Genomic DNA, 15,571 nt, shown 5'->3' with positions numbered 1-15,571 from the left:
ACCGCGCCGGGCGCTGGTGCCACCATAGTGAAGGGCGGCTTCGCGCAGAAGCAGGTCGAAGACGAAGCGATGAACCTCGATCGCGTCGACACCGTCATCGCCGGCGTCGACTCGGTGCTGCACCTGCCGAGCGGCCGCGTCGACAAGCCGGCCGCCGAACGCCACTACGCCGTGCGCAATGGCGTGCTGGTGGCGATGGACTCGCCGCTGCTGGTGATCCACGGTGGTGCGGGTGTCGAGCGCGCGGGCATGACGCCGGCCGACGAAGAGGCCGCACGCCAGGCGCTGGAAGCGGCGCTGCGCGCGGGCCATGCGCAGCTGAAGGCTGGCAAGCCGGCACTCGATGCGGTGACCGCCGCCATCACCGTGCTGGAAGACGCGCCACCGTTCAACGCCGGTCGCGGTGCCGTGTTCACCCACGACGGCAAGAACGAACTCGACTCGTCGATCATGGACGGCGCCACCGGCAAGGCCGGTGCGGTCGCCGGCGTACACCGGGTCAAGAACCCGATCACGCTGGCGCGCGCGGTGATGGAGAAGTCGCGTCACGTGATGATGGTGGGTGCAGGCGCGGAAGCCTTCGCGAAGGAGCAGGGCGTGACGCTGGTCAATCCGTCTTACTTCCGCACCGAGAAGCGCTGGCAGCAACTGCAGAACGCGCTGAAGGAAGAGAAGCAGGCGCAGGCGAGCAACACGCCGCTGGAGCTGCCGGGCAAGGCCTACTTCGGCACGGTCGGCGCGCTGGCGCTCGACGCGAAGGGCCAGCTGGCGGCGGGCACGTCGACCGGCGGCATGACCAACAAGCGCTACGGCCGCGTGGGCGATTCGCCGATCATCGGCGCCGGCACGTGGGCCGACGATCGTTGCGCGTTCTCCGGCACCGGCTGGGGCGAGTACTACATCCGCGCCGCCGCCGCGCACGAGGTCTGCGCGCGCGTGCGCCTGGCCGGGCACAGCATCGCGCGTGCGTCCGAGGGCGTGATCAACCGCGACATCCCCAAGGCCGGCGGCGACGGCGGCGCCATCGCGCTGGGTGCTGACGGCAGCATGGCGTTCCCGTTCAATACCGAGGGCATGTACCGCGGCTGGATCGGCGCCGACGGCGTGCCGCACTTGGCGATCTACAAGGAAGACCCGCTGCCCGCGCGCTGAGGTGCGGTAGCGGCTATGCTCGGCCCACCAATCAGGGAGGGTCGGGCATGAAGGGGATGCTGTGGATCGGTCTGCTGGCGTTCGCGTCCGCAGCGTCGGCAGGGGGTACAAAGAACGAAGCGGTCAGGTTCTACGCCAACGCGCGCGTGGTCCTGGACGATCAGGGCGTGCCGCAGCAGGTCGTGCCCAATGAGCGGCTGCCGAAGATCGTGCGCGACCAGGTCGAGCAACGCCTGCTGCAGTGGCGCTTCGAGCCCGCACGTGTCGATGGCCAGAACAAGGCAGGGGTCACCTACGTCTTTCTGGATGCCTGTGCGGTTCCGCAAGTGGATGGGGGCATGCGCATGGCGCTGGATTACCGTTCCAATGGCCCGGCGCTCGCTGGGGCTGCGCTGGTTCCGCATGCGCCACGCTATCCGGTCGATGCCGCTAGATCTAACCGGGAGGGAAGTTTCCGGGTGATGGTCAACGTGGGCACGGACGGTCAGGCGACCGTCGGCGCCATCGAAACCCGCTCCGGATCACTCAAGTCCTTCGAGAAGGCGCTCCGGGACTGGGTGGCGAGCCTGCGCTACGTCCCGGAGGAAGTGGACGGCCGACCGGTCGCGACGCAACTGGCCATGCCCGTGGACTTCTCCCTGGGCGGCAGTACCTCACGGCGCCTCGACAGAGAACGCAGGGCGGAGATGCTCGACTCGGCGGAGTGCCGCGCCGTCACGGGTCAGGATGCCGATCCCGAACGCCCGGTCGTGCTGGACTCTCCGTTCAAGCCGATCACCACCGGCTGATCTGGCGGGATCGTTGCCGTGCCGATGCCGGGTGGAACTCCCGGGCCGCCGCGTACACCATGCCATGGCAGCAGCGAGGGCGATGTGCAAACGGCTGCAATGTGACCCATGTCGCAAATGTGACGACTGTAAGTTAGGATACGCGTCACACTTGCGGTCGATCCCTCCTTGCCTGGAAGGCGTCTTGGGTCGGCTTGCCACAGGGGGCAAGCGGTAAGGGTCCGTTGTCGGATGGACCTGGGGAGCGCCTCTTCCACAGAAGCGTCAGGGGATCCGTTCGTCGATGTCGTACCGCGCTATTGCTGCCCTGCGCCCGCGAGGCGCACGTTCCGCACGTCTGTCGTCTTCCTTCGCCCCGAACACCGCCGCTTCGCCGAGCGGCTGGCGTCGTCGCGTCTCACAGGCCAGCCTGTTGATCGCTGGCCTGCTGGCCGCCGGGTCTGCACTGGCACTGATCACGACGGCCTGGACGACCAACGGCACCGCGTCGGCCAATGCCACCGTCAATGGCATCACCGTGACCTTCACCGGCACGGCGGATGAGGCCTACTCGAACGGCACCTTCAACACCACCAACCGGTGGAGCGATCCTTATGGCGCCACGGTGAGCGGCGGCACGTCGCTGACCATGGTGTTCGACAGCGGCAGCGCGCGGAACTACGTGGTCACCTTCAGCAAGCCGGTCGACAATCCGGTGCTGCACGTCGATCGCATCGGCGGCTTCTACGACAACAACCGGCCGAACAGCACGCGGTGGGAGCTGTCATCGTTCAACGCGCAGAGCAGTGCGGTGACGCTGGAGCGCCTGAACGGCAACGCTCAGTTCGTCGTCGAGCCAGGACAGGATCGCTTCTATCGGTCCGTCACCGGCACGTTCAGCGGCAGCGGCAGCTCCGAGTGCGCCACGACCAACAACGGCACCGGCTGCGGCTCGGTGCGGTTCAACGGCACCGGCATCACCAGCCTGACCTTCCGGGTCGACATGATCGGCTCGCGCGGCGACGGTGACGAACTGGAACTGCGCTGGAGCTTCCCGGGTTCCAGCCTCATCGTGCGCAAGCAGTCCGTGGGCGGTACCGGCACGTTCCCGTTCACCACCAGCGGCGCGCTGACGCCGTCCTTCAGCCTGACGACCACGGCGCAGAACACGCCCGTGTCGTCCGCGACCTATCCGATCACCAACCACGCCGCCGCGATCACGCTGAGCGAATCCACGCCGCCGGCCGGCTACGTGATGACCGCCGGCAGCTGTACGGACCAGAGCGGTGCCACGGTGCCGGCAACCGTCAATACGGCGACGCGCCAGGTCGCCATCGCCGCCGCCAGCTACGGCACCAGCCAGACCATCACCTGCACGTTCACCAACAGCGCGACGGCGACGCTGGCGCTGGCCAAGACGTGGGTCAACGCGGCCGTCAACGACACCGCGGCGCTGTCGGCGACCGGCGGCGCGAACAACGCGGCGTTGTCGTCCACCGCCAATACGGCATCCGAAACCGATACCGGCGTCGCCGTGCAGGTCGTGCCGGGCAACGTCATCACCCTGGCCGAGACGCTGGGTGCGGGCAACGCGCGGACCTACACCGCCAGCGCGTGGTCGTGCAGTGGCGGCAGCCTCAGCGGCAACACATTGACGCTGACCGGTGCGCATGCGGGCCAGGCCATTGTCTGCACGATCACCAACAGCGCACGGGTGACCGATCTGTCGGTGATGAAGTCGACCGCCGCAGGTGCCGCGGTCAGCGGGCAGGTGAGGAACTTCAGCGTGGTCGTGTCGAATGCCGGTCCTGCAGCCGCCGATGGTGCGGTGGTCAGCGACACGCCGGCTGCCGGCCTGACCTGTCCGGCGTCCGGCAACCCGATCACCTGCGCGGCCAGCGGCGGTGCGGCATGTCCCGGTGCTGCGGCGCTGCCCAGCCTCGTCAGTGGTGGCGTGGCGGTGCCCATGCTCCCGTCGGGCGGTACGGTGACCTTCACCGTTCCCTGCCAGGTGACCGCGACCGGCTTCTGAGGCCAGCGGCAGCGCGCTTCCCAAGCGCGCCACGAGTCTCCATGATGCGGCTCCGTTCTTCGCCGCCTTGATGCAATGAGCCGTACTGCCTGGCTGTGGGCGGTGGTGATCCTGACCACCGTCGCCCTGGCCGCGACCTTCCTGGTCACGCCGCGTTTCCCGGTTCCCGTCCCCGGTGCAGGGACGCCGATCACGCCGTTCGGCTGGTCGGGACAGCTGTCGCTGGCAGCCGGCGATGGCGTGCGAGGTACGCGGGACGGTGCCGGCATGCAGGCGCGCTTCGATGATCCGTGGGGCATCGTCGTGATGGAAAACGGCACCCGCTACCTCGCCGATGCGGGCGACGCCAATCGCATCCGCCGCATCACACGCGACGGCATGGTCTCCACGCTTGCCGGTGGCCGCGAAGGGTTTGTCGACGGCACCGGATCGGCGGCGGCGTTCCATACCCCGTCCGCGCTGGCGCGCGACGCGCAGGGCGATCTCTATGTCGCCGACACCGGCAACCATGCGATCCGCAAGGTGACGCCGGAAGGCGTGGTGACCACGATCGCCGGCACGGGGGAAGCCGGCTTCCGCGATGGTCCGGCGGCGCAGGCGCAGTTCAACGGACCCATCGGTATCGCGGTCGATGGAAGCGGGCGCGTCTACGTGGCGGACACCTACAACGACCGCATCCGCATGATCAGCCGTGACGGCCAGGTCACCACCTTGGCTGGTGGCGATGCGCCGGGCTTCTTCGATGGCACGGGCAGCGAGGCGCGCTTCGATACCCCCACCGGTGTCGCGGTGGACGCTATCGGCGTGGTGTGGGTGGCCGACCTGCGCAATGACGCCATTCGCCGCATCGGACCGCAAGGCGGTGTCACGACGTTGCCGATGCAGCCGGACTTGCCGACCCAGGCGGGGTTGCGGCGCCCGTTGTCCCTGGCGCTGACGCATGACGGCAATTTCTATGTCGGGGAGCTGTCCACCGGGCGGGTGATGCAGGTGATGCGGGACGGCCGCTGGCACGCACTCGCGGGCGACGTGTCGGGACAGCGCCTGTCGCGCACCGCCGGGCTGGCCATCGACGCGGCCGGCAGCGTGCACTTCACCGATGCCGGCAGCCATCGCGTGCATCGCATCGCACCGCAGGCGACGGGCGTGGCACCGGCGCCCGCGGTGGTCGGTCCGTCGCAGGACGATCCGCTGCCGCAGACCGCGGGCCGCTGGCCGCTGCAGCCGCAGGACGGCTGGCACGAAGTCGTCGGCACGCTCGGCGAAGTGCGTGGCGACTACCAGGGCGAGAGCCGGCACCACTTGCATGGCGGCCTGGATATCCGGGGCGATGTCGGCGCAAAGGTGTTCGCCATCGCCGACGGCAAGGTCAGTAGTCCGTCCGCCGCGTGGAACTTCGATGGTCTCAGCGAAGGACTTGGCGTCGGGTCGCTGGACTACATCCACATGCGTGTCGGCCGCACGCCGAGCGGCGACCTGCTCGATCCGTCGCGCTTCCAGCTGCTGCATGACCTGAGTGGCGATCCCAGCCGCATCCGGGTGCGCCGCGGCACCCGCTTCGCGGCGGGCGATGCACTGGGCACGATCAACCGCATGGCGCACGTGCATCTGTCGATCGGGCCCTCCGGATACGAGCGCAACGCCATCGCGCTCGGCTTCACCGGCTTTACCGATACGTATCCACCGCGCATCGACGACGTGGCGCTGTTCGATACGCTGGACCAGCCCATCGACCAGCGCCAGGACGGCCGCGTGCTGGTGCCGCGCGACCTGCAGGGCGTGCGCATCGTGGTGGATGCCTGGGACCAGGTGGACCGCAACCTGCCGCGTCGCCGGCTTGGCCTGTACGCGCTGGGCTACCAGCTGCTGCACGACGATGGCACGCCGGTCGCCGGGTTCGGGATGCCGCGGATGACACTCGATTTCCTCCGGCTGCCGTCCGACGATGCGGTGCAGGTCGCTTATGCACCGGGCAGCGGCATCACCGTGCACGGCAGTGCCGTGACCCGCTTCAAGTACAGCGTCACCAACACCGTGCGCGACGGCCAGTGGGCCGAAGGCACGTGGCAGGCGGGCGCGCTGCCGCCCGGCGACTACACCCTGCGGATCACCGCACGCGATTACAGCGGCAACGAGGCGCAGGGCCGTCGCGACCTGAAACTGCGCCTGCAGTAAGGCAGACCCCGGCGGCCCTTGTTGCGTCGGGTCATGTCGATCCGCGCTCCGCTGGTTCGTCGTTGTCCTGAAAGCGGCCGGAGCATCCCGGTCCGCATACGGGAGATTGCAATGCGTGTCATGGTCATCGTGAAGGCCAGTACCGATTCGGAAGCGGGACGGCCGCCGGGCACCGAACAGCTGGCGGAGATGGGCAAGTTCAACGAGACGCTGGTCAAGGCCGGCATCATGCTGGCCGGTGAAGGCCTGCATCCCACGTCGCGTGGTGCGTGCGTGCGGTTCGACGGCAAGCAGCGCACCGTCATCGACGGTCCCTTCGGCGAGACGAAGGAGCTGATCGCCGGCTTCTGGCTGTGGCAGGATCGCAACCTCGACGAAGCGATCGAATGGATCAAGCGTGCGCCGTTCGATGGCGGCGAAGAGATCGCGCTGCGTCCGGTGTTCGAAGCCGATGACTTCGGCGACGAACTGACGCCCGAGTTGCGCGAGCAGGAAGCGCGCCACGCCGCGCAGATCCAGTCGCAGACCCAACGGTGAGGCCCACGCCATGGCCCCCCAGTTCTTCGTCAACCTGCCCGTGCGCGACCTGCCGGCGTCCACCGCCTTCTTCAACGCGCTGGGCTACGCCACCAACCCCAACTTCAGCAACGACGACGCGAGCTGCATCGTCGTCAGCGACACGATTTACGTGATGCTACTGGTGGAACCGTTCTTCCAGGGCTTCACGCGCAAGGCGATATGCGATGCGCGCACGCATACGGAAGCGATCCTCTGGAAGCGAAGGACTACGGCTTCATGTACCAGCGCAGCTTCCAGGATCTCGATGGCCACCAATGGGAAATCGTGCACATGGACGAGGGTGCGATGCCGTCGGAGTGAGGTGCCATCGCGCAGAGGGCGGGCTTCGGCCTGCCATCACGAACACATGGCAGGCAGCCAAGACCCTACGCCGCCTGACTGGACTCACTTCATGCGCGCAGGAACCCGTGCGTGTAGACCTGCGGGCGAAGTTTCCTGCTTAGTTCGTCGTATGCGTCCTTAAAGGACTCGAACGCCGTGGTTTCGCCCTCGGCGTGAGCTTGGAGCGCTCGCCGGATCTGGTACCAGCCCGCATCCGGGCGATTGAGCTTGAACTCATCCCGGATCTTCTTTTCGAACTTCGTGGCATGGAACGTCTTCCACAGCAAGCGACCCTCGTCCATGACCCGCTGCGCCTCGATCGACAGCGCCCTCGACGACAGGTGCCGGGACATGAAGTCGGATTCGAATCGGCCCGGGGCGCCCACGTCCACCTCGGTGAAGGGAATGAAATGGTTCACCAACGACCATGATCGTCCATCCCATTCGAGTCCATCGGCACCCGCCGTCAGGTTCGACCCGTTGAAAAGCATCCACACCAGGCAATCGGAAACAAAGGCTTCCGGCAAGTCGCCCTCGGGCTGCAGGAACTGGTCGCGATCATTGAGCCATGTGGGCTTGATAAGGCGACGCACGGCAAAAATGACTGAGGACCTCGAGAGATTGTCGTCGGTAACGAAATATGCGCCGGCATTGCCGTAGCCGGAAGAAAGCAGTGCCGTCCCTTTTGCTGCGTGTTGCAGATCGTTTCCGAAAACGATCATGCTCCCTATCGCTCCGTCTGCCCACTTGGTGCCCCGGACATCCTTGGTGCTGGTAGTGGGCGTGATCGCATTCTTCAAGGGGAGCGCATCTTCCTTGTTCGAACGTGGTCGAATGATCCACTCCGAAAGAGGCGCTCGGACTTCCTCGCGGTAGAACGTCTTTTTGCCGAAGACGTTTCCTTCCCTGTCGAGTGCAATGGTGTCGATGCTGGGTGCGGGCTGGCGGCGCGAGGTGTCCCAGACAAGGAATCCGATCGGGAAATCCCCCTTCAGGCTATCGAAGGCTTTGCTATGGACAACGAATCCACCCATGTATCTGGCCGTCCACTGGGCCCTGAACTGTTCAAAGTTCGGCGCGTTGACGTATTTCAGTGTGCTGAACATCGCAATGGTCGCACCGGGCACTTCACGTCGAATTCGCATCAGGAACTGCACGAACAATTCGCGCAACGCGTATCCCATGCCCTCCATGCTGGCGCCGACACGGGTAGTGGCGATGTTTTTCTTTGATTCCGCATTTTCTGCGCCAGCAGACGTGGTGTTGTCCACGTTCATCGCTTCGCCATAGGGCGGATTCATCAGGACCAGTATCCTCTTCGCTCCCTTCTTTCCCGCGTTCGCGTCATCGATCGCCTGGCGAAGTGCGGGCGGCACCTTGTTGGTAAGCGAGTAGTCGATACGTCCGGCTTCGTTCACGTCGTCGTTCAGGTAGTCGTACTGGAACTTGGTGGCGGCCACGCAGGTGCGGCTGGCTTTCATCACGTCGATGTCAGCTTGGTCGAGCGTACTCATGAAGATGTTGCGGTGGTTGGAATGCTTCACCTCCAGATTGCCGACGCCGCAACACATGTCCCACACGATGTAGTTCTGCTGCCAGTTCTTCCCCAGGGTTTCCGCAAGCAGGTCGTACGCCTTGTCCACGATATGTAGTGGCGTGTAATACGCCCCTTTGAAGCGCTGCTCGTCCAGCGGCAGCAGGCTGTCGCGTCGCTCCAGCAGATAGGCGCGATGCGCCTCCTCCGGAGGGCGGTGATAGATGGCCCAGAAATTGCGATAACCCTTGTCGCTCGCTAACTCGAACGTCTTGCCGCCCAGCAGGAACACCGGCCGCCCGTCCTCGTGCAGCAGGCGCGCAGGCAGGTCCGCCATCGCCGCCTTGCTGCCGTCGTGCATGATGTCGGCGAAGAACAGCAGGGCATAGTCCGACTCTCCCACACCATCCAGTTCCCGGCCTATCATGCCGACCCACTTGTCGAATACCTGCCGCAGGTTGTCCGGCGTGATGGGCGTACGCACGAACTTGCCCGCCTTGAGTGCGTGCTTCACCGCAGCCACGAACTCCTGCTCATGGTCTTCCAGCTTGTAGACCACGAAATGGGTTTCAACATAGGGCGCCGCCTGTGCGGCGGTGGCCTTGCTCACGGCGGAACCCGACTTGGGCCATTGAATGCTCTTGTCGGCAAGGATGGGCAGTGCCTTGGCGGTCTCCATGAGCGCGGCCTTCTCGCGATCAATCACGGCTAGGAACGGCGGAATGGGGTCGCCCTTCTTGCGTGCATCCCGAACGTAGTAAAGAAGCTGCGCAAACATCAACGTGGTCGATGTGGCGGTTTCCTTGGCTTCGAACCAAATCTCGTCCGTACGGATGTCAATCAGTCCCTTGTTGTACTTCTTCAGTCCTAGGGCCTTGATGTAGGCATCCTTGACATCTTCTTCCGTCCTTGCGGATCGGAGCGCTGCAATCAAGCTCATGGCGTCCCCTGTATCTCCGTTGATCTTTCCCGGCCCATGGGCGGAACCTACCCCTAATGTTGACATCCGCAAAGCCGCCGCATGGTCACACGCACAACGCTGGAACTTGATAATTCGGCATGGCTTAATCAGAAGACTACGGCGCTGGGTTCCCGCCTTCGCGGGAATGACGAGCCGCAGCCCCTTTCGAAGGTTCGTGATGACATCCGGCTTGCTCTGACCGCGACTGCCGCTCAGGCGCTGACGCGCCGCCGGACTTCGTCGAAATCGCGTACCGGCCGCATCTCGATGCTGCCGGTGCCGATCCAGGGGAATTCCTGCGCGATCTTCACCGCCTCGTCGAGGCTGTCGGCTTCGATCAGGTTGTAGCCGCCCAGGATTTCCTTCGTCTCGGCGAACGGGCCGTCGACGATGCTGGTCTTGCCGTTGCGTACGCGCACCGTGCGTGCGGTGCTGCCGTGCTCGAGCTGCTGCGATTCGATCAGCGTGCCCTGCGCCTTCAGTTCGTCGGCGTGGGTGATGCAGCCGTGCATCATCCGGTCGAACGCACCGTCAGGCAGTGCCTCGAGCAGGGAATCGTCCGTGTAGATCATCAGCAGGAACTTCATGCGCTCTCCCGGCGTGCGTGCAGGCCGGGATTGTGCCACGCGGTCGTGTTCACGCCGCGTGCCGCGGCAGCTCTGCTGTTTACTCGGCGGCGGGCGAGCGGTACCACGCTTCGATGGTGCCCTTGACCTTCATCGTCATCGGATTGCCGCGACGGTCCTTCGACTTGCCCACCGGCACGCGTACCCAGCCTTCGCTGATGCAGTACTCCTCCACGTTGTCGCGCTCCACGCCGTTGAAGCGGATGGCGACGCCACGATCCATCGCCTCGGCGTTGTAGAACGGGCTGCGCGGATCGGAGGCCAGGTGGTCGGGAGGCGTGTCGGACATGGGAAGGCGTCGTGCAGGTATCGGGGGCGCAAGGATACCCGAAGCGCGGCAGTCACCAGCTCACGCGGTGGCGACTGCAGGCGAGCGTGGCCTGCAATGTCAGCCGATGGTGGCGCGGATCGGGCGCGAGTGGCGGGGGCGCGGTGATGGCAGGTGCGCGGAACGCGCCGCCGTCGTGGATCAGCAGCCGGTTCCAGCGGGCCGGCACGGTCAGGGTATGGGTGAAGCACCAGCTCGACGCCTGCGGATAGCCGGCAACAAGTGCGTGGCGGAGGGAGAATTCCTCGGGCGACAGCGCGTCGGCATCGTGTTCGAGCTGCTCTACCTGCTGCGGCGACACCCGCGGCACGAAGAAGTGGGTACCGCCCAGCGCGGGGTCCTGGAACAGGAACAGTTCCGCCACCGCGATGCCCTGGTCCGGCGCGAACGCGCGTGCCCGGCGGGGCTGCCAGTGAGGTGGCGCCAGCTGCGACACCGGCGTGGTCACCATGGCCAGCCGGCTGGCGCTGCGCAACACCCGGCGCATGCCCAGCGCGCGTCGCGCGTGGTCGCGCAGCACGTCGTGCAGCAGGTCGGTGAATTCCTCCGGCATGCGCAGGTGCAGGCCCGGGAACACGGCAGGCGGCGCTGGCTGGAAATCCTCGCGGTACGCCTCGGCGAACGCGGGAAGCCGCTCGGGTGCCAGCAGCGCATCGTCGATGACGACGCACACGTGGCCGTGGCCGATGGCCAGTTGCTGTACCGCAGGGCGGGGGTTGAACATGGCGCGGCCTCCCCGGCAGGCCGGCACGCGGGGCCGGCGCCGCCACGATAGACCCGGCGGCACGCCAGTACAAAGCGGCCGCGTCGCATGACGGACACGGACGGGTGCGGCGCGTACCATGGCGCCGCCTTCCCGTTGCCGCGACACTCGCCATGACCCTGCCCGACGACTTCGATCCCGACGACAATTTCCGCCATGCCTTCGACGACGAAGACGACATGGACCTGGACGATACCGAGGCGCTGGTCTGGAACCTGCTGGTGCTGATCAATCCGGGCGATGAGGAAACCGCGCTGCGGCAGTTCGCGGCGTACCGCGATGCCACTGGCGAAGAGGCTGCCGAACCTGACCAGGTGCTGTGGACGCTGAAGGACGCCATCGACTGGACGTCGGGCTTCTACGTCGACTGGAAGGACACCGAGTCCTTCATCGACTGCATCAACCAGCTGGCCGCGCGCTACGCCCTGGAGATCGACTGGGGCGGCGACACCAGCGACGAGGAATTCCTCGACGGCACCGACGTGCCCGCGCTGATGTCCATCGCCTACGACCGCCTGCGCGAGCACGGCTACACGCTGTGGAACTGGAACACCGGCGGTGATGCGTACGCCGGCTGGATGGCGCTGCGCCGCGATGACGACGGCATGCAACAGCTGGCCGCCGTGATGGGCGTGGAGATCCGGCCGGGCAGCGACGCGTTCTGAGCCGGGGCCGGTGATGGTGCGCGTGCTGGGCACGACGCCCGAGACTCGCGATGCCGACCCGCCGCCATCCGGCACGGTCATGCGACAGCGGCTGCTCGAAGCCGTGGCGTTGACTCGCCCCGGTGATCCCGCGCACGTCGTCCGTGCGCGCGGGCACGGGAGTCGCCGCGGTGGCGGCTGCATCCACCGGCGCGTCCGGCATGGCAACGTCGGCATCCGGCAATGGCGCGCCCGGGGCGAGCAGCTTGCCTTCGCCCTGCAGCGCGTCTTCCGCGGCCTTGGTCATCACCACGATGCTGATGCGGCGGTTGATCGGGTTCTGCGGGTTCTGCTTGTCGAACAGCACCGCCGACGACAGACCCACCACGCGCGACACCTTGTCCTCCTGCATGCCGCCCGCGACCAGCGCACGACGCGCGGCGTTGGCGCGCTCGGCGCTGAGTTCCCAGTTGGTGTAGCCGCGGCTGGAGGTGTACCGCGTGGTGTCGGTGTGGCCGGTGATGCTGATGTGGTTCGGCACCTGGTTCACGAAGCCGGCCAGCTCCGCGAGGATCGTCTGCGTATACGGCTTCAGCACGGTGCCGCCCAGGTCGAACATCGGCCGGTTCTGCTGGTCGACGATCTGGATGCGCAGGCCTTCCGGCGTCAGGTCGAGCAGCAACTGGTCCTTGAACGGTTCCAGCGCCTGGCTCTTGCCGATGGCTTCCTGCAGCGCCTGCATCAGCGTTTCAAGACGCTGCTTTTCCTGCGCCTTCTGCTGCTCTTCCGAGGGCTGCGGGTTCTCGCCGGGCGACTTCTCGAACGGCATGTCGCTCGCGCCCTTCGGCAGGTCCATCGTGCCGCCGAGCTTGATCATCGACGTGCTGGCGCCACCGGGGCCGTTGGGGCCGGGCGCGGGCGAGAAACTCTTGCCGCTCAGCGGACTGGGATTGCGGAAGTACTCCGAGATCGCCGCGCGGTCCTTGTTGGTCGTCGCACCCACCAGCCACATCACCATGAAGAACGCCATCATCGCGGTCACGAAGTCCGCGTAGGCGACCTTCCACGAACCGCCGTGATGGCCGCCGCCGGCGACCTTCTTGATGCGACGGACGATGATGGTGGGACGTTGCTCGCTCATCGCCGTGGCTTACTTGTTGGCCTTGAGGTGGGCTTCGAACTCGGCGAACGGCGGGCGCACGTCCGAGGGCAGCGTCTTGCGCGCGAACTCCAGCGCCACCGCCGGGTTGTAGCCGCGCAGGCAGGCGAGCAGGGCGGTCTTCACCGATTCGTACATGCGGCTGTCCTGGTCCGCCTGCGCCTCGACGGCCGAGGCCAGCGGCGAGACGAAGCCGTACGCCAGCAGGATGCCGAGGAAGGTGCCGACCAGGGCCGCGGCGACGTGCGCGCCGACCACGGCGATGTCGCCGCCGATCGAACCCATGGTCACGATGATGCCGAGCACCGCGGCGACGATGCCGAAGCCGGGCAGGCCATCGGACACCCGCTGCAGCGCATGCGCCGGGGCCATCGCTTCGTGGTGGTGCTTCTCCAGCTCCAGCTCCAGCAGCGGTTCCAGTTCGTGCGGCTCGATGTTGCTGCCCACCATCAGGCGCAGGCACTCGGTCAGGAAATCGAGCAGGTGGTGGTCGGCGAGGATCTTCGGGTATTTCTGGAACAGCGGACTGTTGGCGGGATTCTCGATGTGCTCCTCCAGCGACATGAAGCCGTCGCGGCGCGCCTTGTTGAGCATTTCGTGGATCAGCGTCAGCACGTCCAGGTAGTCGGACGACTTGTACTTGGCACCCTTGAACACCGACAGCGTGGCCGAGATCGTGCTCTTGACCACCTTGGTCGGGTTGGCGGCCATGAACGCGCCCAGCGCGGCGCCGCCGATGATGACCAGTTCGAAGGGCTGCCACAGGGCGGCGAGTTTGCCGTGCGCACCCATGTAGCCGCCGAGCACGCTCAGGATGACGATGATGAAGCCGACGATGATGAGCATGGCGACAGGACGCAGGGGTGGGGTCCATCCCTGCATCGGCCCGCGCGACGGTTTCTTGAGTCGCGACCGTCCGTCGGCCAGCGGGGGCGAGTGACTTTCGACAGGGTTGACTACAGTTGTCGTCACGGGCATGTTGACGACAACTGTAGTCACGAGACGATCCCATGCCCGGCAAGGCCCCCAAGTCCATCGGCGACCAGGAACTGGCGCTGCTCCAGCATCTCTCCGAACACGGCGAAGCCAGTGTCGGCGAGGTGGCGGCGCTGTTCGGCGAAACCCGCGGGCTGGCCCGGTCCACCGTGCTGACGATGATGGAGCGGCTGCGCGCCAAGGCTTACCTGCGGCGCCGCCAGGTCGACGGCGTGTACCGGTATGCGCCGGCCGCGCAGCCCGACGACCTGATGCGCAACGCGGTGGGCAGCTTCGTCGAGAAGACGCTGCAGGGCTCGCTGTCGCCGTTCGTGGCGTGGATGTCGCAGCGCACCGAGGTCAGCGACGACGAACTCGCCGAACTGGAGGCGATGGTCGCCAGCCTGCAATCCAAGCGGAAGGACGGCTGACATGGACCCGGTCCCCTTTCTCGACGCCCTGCTCGACCGGCTGCTGACGGTAAGCGTGCAGTCGGTGCTGCTCGCCGCGCTGGTCTGGGCGCTGTGCCGTTACCTGCCACGGCTGGATGCCCGCACGCGCGTCTGGCTGTGGTGGCTGGTCGCGACGCAGATGGTGGTGGGGTTGCTCTGGCATGCACCGGTCGCGTTGCCGCTGCTGCCGGCGGAGCCTGCGGTGGTGCTGGCAACGGCCAACGCTGCGGTCGACGCCGTGCCGACGACGGTCGCGACCTTCACCAACTCGCCCGTGCCGCTGCCGCATGCAACGCGCGTCGATACCAGCGTGCTGCTGTTCGCCGCTTGGCTGGCCGGTGTCTTGATGATGCTGGCGAACACACTGCGTCATGGCTTGCGCCTGCACCGGCAGATGCAGCGAGCGCATGCGTGCCGTGACCGACGCGTGCGTGCCGTCTATGACGCGCTGACGGCTCACCTCGGCATCGCGGACAAGCCCGTCCTGCTGGTCAGCGACGACATCGATTCGCCCTTGCTGGCCAGGCCGTGGCGTCCCGTACTCATGTTGCCCGCCGCCGGCCTCGCCGGGATGGGCAGCGACGACCTGCGCATGGCGCTGCACCACGAACTCGCACACCTGCAGCGCCGCGATCTGTGGTGGGCCTGGATGCCGGCGCTGGCGCAGCACCTGTTCTTCTTCCATCCCGTTGCGCACCTCGCCGCACGCGAGTACGCCTTCGCCCGCGAAGTGGCCTGCGATGCCGCCGTCATCGCCGACGAACGCCATGCGCCACGCGACTACGGGCGCCTGCTGGTGAAGCTGGGCGTCTCCACCACCCCGGTGCCGGCGCTGGCCGGCGCGTCCCCCACGTTCCGCATCCTCAAGAGGAGACTGCTGATGTTGCAGCACACCGCTTCGCCCCTGCGCACGAGTGCGCTGGCCCTCACCGTCGGCATCGTGCTGCTCGGCGTCGTGCCCTACCGCGTGATCGCCAGCAGTTCGCCGGTGGCAGCTGCGCCCGCCACGCCGGTCGCCGCGCCCGCACCGCAGGCGGACCCGGTCGTGGTGCGGGCGCCGCTCGCGGCCCCGCGTGTCATCGTCTCCACTCGCGAGGTACCCG

General features: G+C 66.6%; 13 protein-coding genes and 2 pseudogenes. 9 read left to right on the top strand and 6 right to left on the bottom strand.

Annotated elements, in window-relative coordinates:
- The first annotated feature begins 195 nt into the window (after positions 1 to 195).
- The 6 genes and pseudogenes from AX730_RS19280 (at position 196) to AX730_RS00630 (ending at position 7,005) form a co-directional block, all read left to right on the top strand.
- Positions 196 to 1,152 carry an isoaspartyl peptidase/L-asparaginase family protein gene (locus AX730_RS19280; RefSeq protein WP_232310138.1) on the top strand — a complete coding sequence of 319 codons (957 nt, stop codon included), beginning with the start codon at positions 196 to 198 and terminating at the stop codon, positions 1,150 to 1,152.
- Between the two features lie 47 nt (positions 1,153 to 1,199).
- Entirely contained in the window at positions 1,200 to 1,940 is a 741-nt protein-coding gene (locus AX730_RS00650; protein WP_083537611.1) for a TonB family protein, read from the top strand.
- A 283-nt stretch (positions 1,941 to 2,223) separates the two neighbouring features.
- Positions 2,224 to 3,951: a prealbumin-like fold domain-containing protein gene (locus tag AX730_RS00645; RefSeq protein WP_062350414.1), complete on the top strand. Its 1,728-nt coding sequence runs from the start codon at positions 2,224 to 2,226 to the stop codon at positions 3,949 to 3,951.
- Positions 3,952 to 4,026: 75 nt separating this feature from the next.
- Positions 4,027 to 6,126 (top strand): SMP-30/gluconolactonase/LRE family protein, encoded by a 2,100-nt coding sequence (locus AX730_RS00640; protein WP_062350412.1) that lies wholly within the window; start codon positions 4,027 to 4,029, stop codon positions 6,124 to 6,126.
- Positions 6,127 to 6,237: 111 nt separating this feature from the next.
- Positions 6,238 to 6,663 carry a YciI family protein gene (locus tag AX730_RS00635; protein ID WP_062350410.1) on the top strand — a complete coding sequence of 142 codons (426 nt, stop codon included), beginning with the start codon at positions 6,238 to 6,240 and terminating at the stop codon, positions 6,661 to 6,663.
- Positions 6,664 to 6,673: 10 nt separating this feature from the next.
- A pseudogene (locus AX730_RS00630) lies at positions 6,674 to 7,005 on the top strand (VOC family protein).
- 89 nt (positions 7,006 to 7,094) lie between these two features.
- Here the strand turns inward: AX730_RS00630 and AX730_RS00625 are convergent.
- The 4 genes from AX730_RS00625 to AX730_RS00610 all read right to left on the bottom strand — a co-directional run bounded on the left by AX730_RS00625 (position 7,095) and on the right by AX730_RS00610 (position 11,199).
- The gene (locus tag AX730_RS00625) at positions 7,095 to 9,500 is read right to left on the bottom strand and encodes a hypothetical protein (RefSeq protein WP_062350408.1); all 2,406 of its coding nucleotides are present in this window, start codon (positions 9,498 to 9,500) and stop codon (positions 7,095 to 7,097) included.
- Positions 9,501 to 9,733: 233 nt separating this feature from the next.
- Positions 9,734 to 10,108 carry a YciI family protein gene (locus AX730_RS00620; RefSeq protein ID WP_062350407.1) on the bottom strand — a complete coding sequence of 125 codons (375 nt, stop codon included), beginning with the start codon at positions 10,106 to 10,108 and terminating at the stop codon, positions 9,734 to 9,736.
- 79 nt (positions 10,109 to 10,187) lie between these two features.
- Positions 10,188 to 10,436 carry a DUF3297 family protein gene (locus AX730_RS00615; protein WP_062350405.1) on the bottom strand — a complete coding sequence of 83 codons (249 nt, stop codon included), beginning with the start codon at positions 10,434 to 10,436 and terminating at the stop codon, positions 10,188 to 10,190.
- Between the two features lie 52 nt (positions 10,437 to 10,488).
- On the bottom strand, positions 10,489 to 11,199 hold the full coding sequence (locus tag AX730_RS00610; protein WP_062350403.1) for a DUF6445 family protein: 711 nt from the start codon (positions 11,197 to 11,199) through the stop codon (positions 10,489 to 10,491).
- A gap of 158 nt (positions 11,200 to 11,357) precedes the next feature.
- Between AX730_RS00610 and AX730_RS18685 the strand changes: the two genes are divergently transcribed.
- On the top strand, positions 11,358 to 11,903 hold the full coding sequence (locus AX730_RS18685; protein ID WP_062350493.1) for a DUF6630 family protein: 546 nt from the start codon (positions 11,358 to 11,360) through the stop codon (positions 11,901 to 11,903).
- Positions 11,904 to 12,051: 148 nt separating this feature from the next.
- Here AX730_RS18685 and motB read toward each other — a convergent pair.
- A pseudogene (motB, locus tag AX730_RS18240) lies at positions 12,052 to 13,023 on the bottom strand (flagellar motor protein MotB); the annotation flags it as partial.
- Positions 13,024 to 13,032: 9 nt separating this feature from the next.
- Positions 13,033 to 13,887, bottom strand: a complete 855-nt coding sequence (gene motA / locus AX730_RS00590) for a flagellar motor stator protein MotA (RefSeq protein WP_062350395.1) — start codon at positions 13,885 to 13,887, stop codon at positions 13,033 to 13,035.
- 164 nt (positions 13,888 to 14,051) lie between these two features.
- On the opposite strand from motA, the gene AX730_RS00585 reads away from it, so the two are divergent.
- Entirely contained in the window at positions 14,052 to 14,447 is a 396-nt protein-coding gene (locus tag AX730_RS00585) for a BlaI/MecI/CopY family transcriptional regulator (RefSeq protein ID WP_062350392.1), read from the top strand.
- 1 nt (position 14,448) lies between these two features.
- On the top strand, positions 14,449 to 15,571 hold a 1,123-nt coding region (locus AX730_RS00580; RefSeq protein ID WP_232310136.1), incomplete at its 3' end, for a M56 family metallopeptidase.

This window comes from Pseudoxanthomonas mexicana, assembly GCF_001556105.1.
Taxonomy (GTDB): domain Bacteria; phylum Pseudomonadota; class Gammaproteobacteria; order Xanthomonadales; family Xanthomonadaceae; genus Pseudoxanthomonas_A; species Pseudoxanthomonas_A mexicana_A.
This window is presented reverse-complemented; position numbering and strand designations above follow the sequence as displayed.

Coding starts and splice junctions, on each gene's coding strand:
- AX730_RS19280 (WP_232310138.1), top strand. CDS start 196: ATGGACTCGCCGCTGCTGGTGATCCACGGTGGTGCGGGTGTCGAGCGC.
- AX730_RS00650 (WP_083537611.1), top strand. CDS start 1,200: ATGAAGGGGATGCTGTGGATCGGTCTGCTGGCGTTCGCGTCCGCAGCG.
- AX730_RS00645 (WP_062350414.1), top strand. CDS start 2,224: ATGTCGTACCGCGCTATTGCTGCCCTGCGCCCGCGAGGCGCACGTTCC.
- AX730_RS00640 (WP_062350412.1), top strand. CDS start 4,027: ATGAGCCGTACTGCCTGGCTGTGGGCGGTGGTGATCCTGACCACCGTC.
- AX730_RS00635 (WP_062350410.1), top strand. CDS start 6,238: ATGCGTGTCATGGTCATCGTGAAGGCCAGTACCGATTCGGAAGCGGGA.
- AX730_RS00625 (WP_062350408.1), bottom strand. CDS start 9,500: ATGAGCTTGATTGCAGCGCTCCGATCCGCAAGGACGGAAGAAGATGTC.
- AX730_RS00620 (WP_062350407.1), bottom strand. CDS start 10,108: ATGAAGTTCCTGCTGATGATCTACACGGACGATTCCCTGCTCGAGGCA.
- AX730_RS00615 (WP_062350405.1), bottom strand. CDS start 10,436: ATGTCCGACACGCCTCCCGACCACCTGGCCTCCGATCCGCGCAGCCCG.
- AX730_RS00610 (WP_062350403.1), bottom strand. CDS start 11,199: ATGTTCAACCCCCGCCCTGCGGTACAGCAACTGGCCATCGGCCACGGC.
- motA (WP_062350395.1), bottom strand. CDS start 13,887: ATGCTCATCATCGTCGGCTTCATCATCGTCATCCTGAGCGTGCTCGGC.
- AX730_RS00585 (WP_062350392.1), top strand. CDS start 14,052: ATGCCCGGCAAGGCCCCCAAGTCCATCGGCGACCAGGAACTGGCGCTG.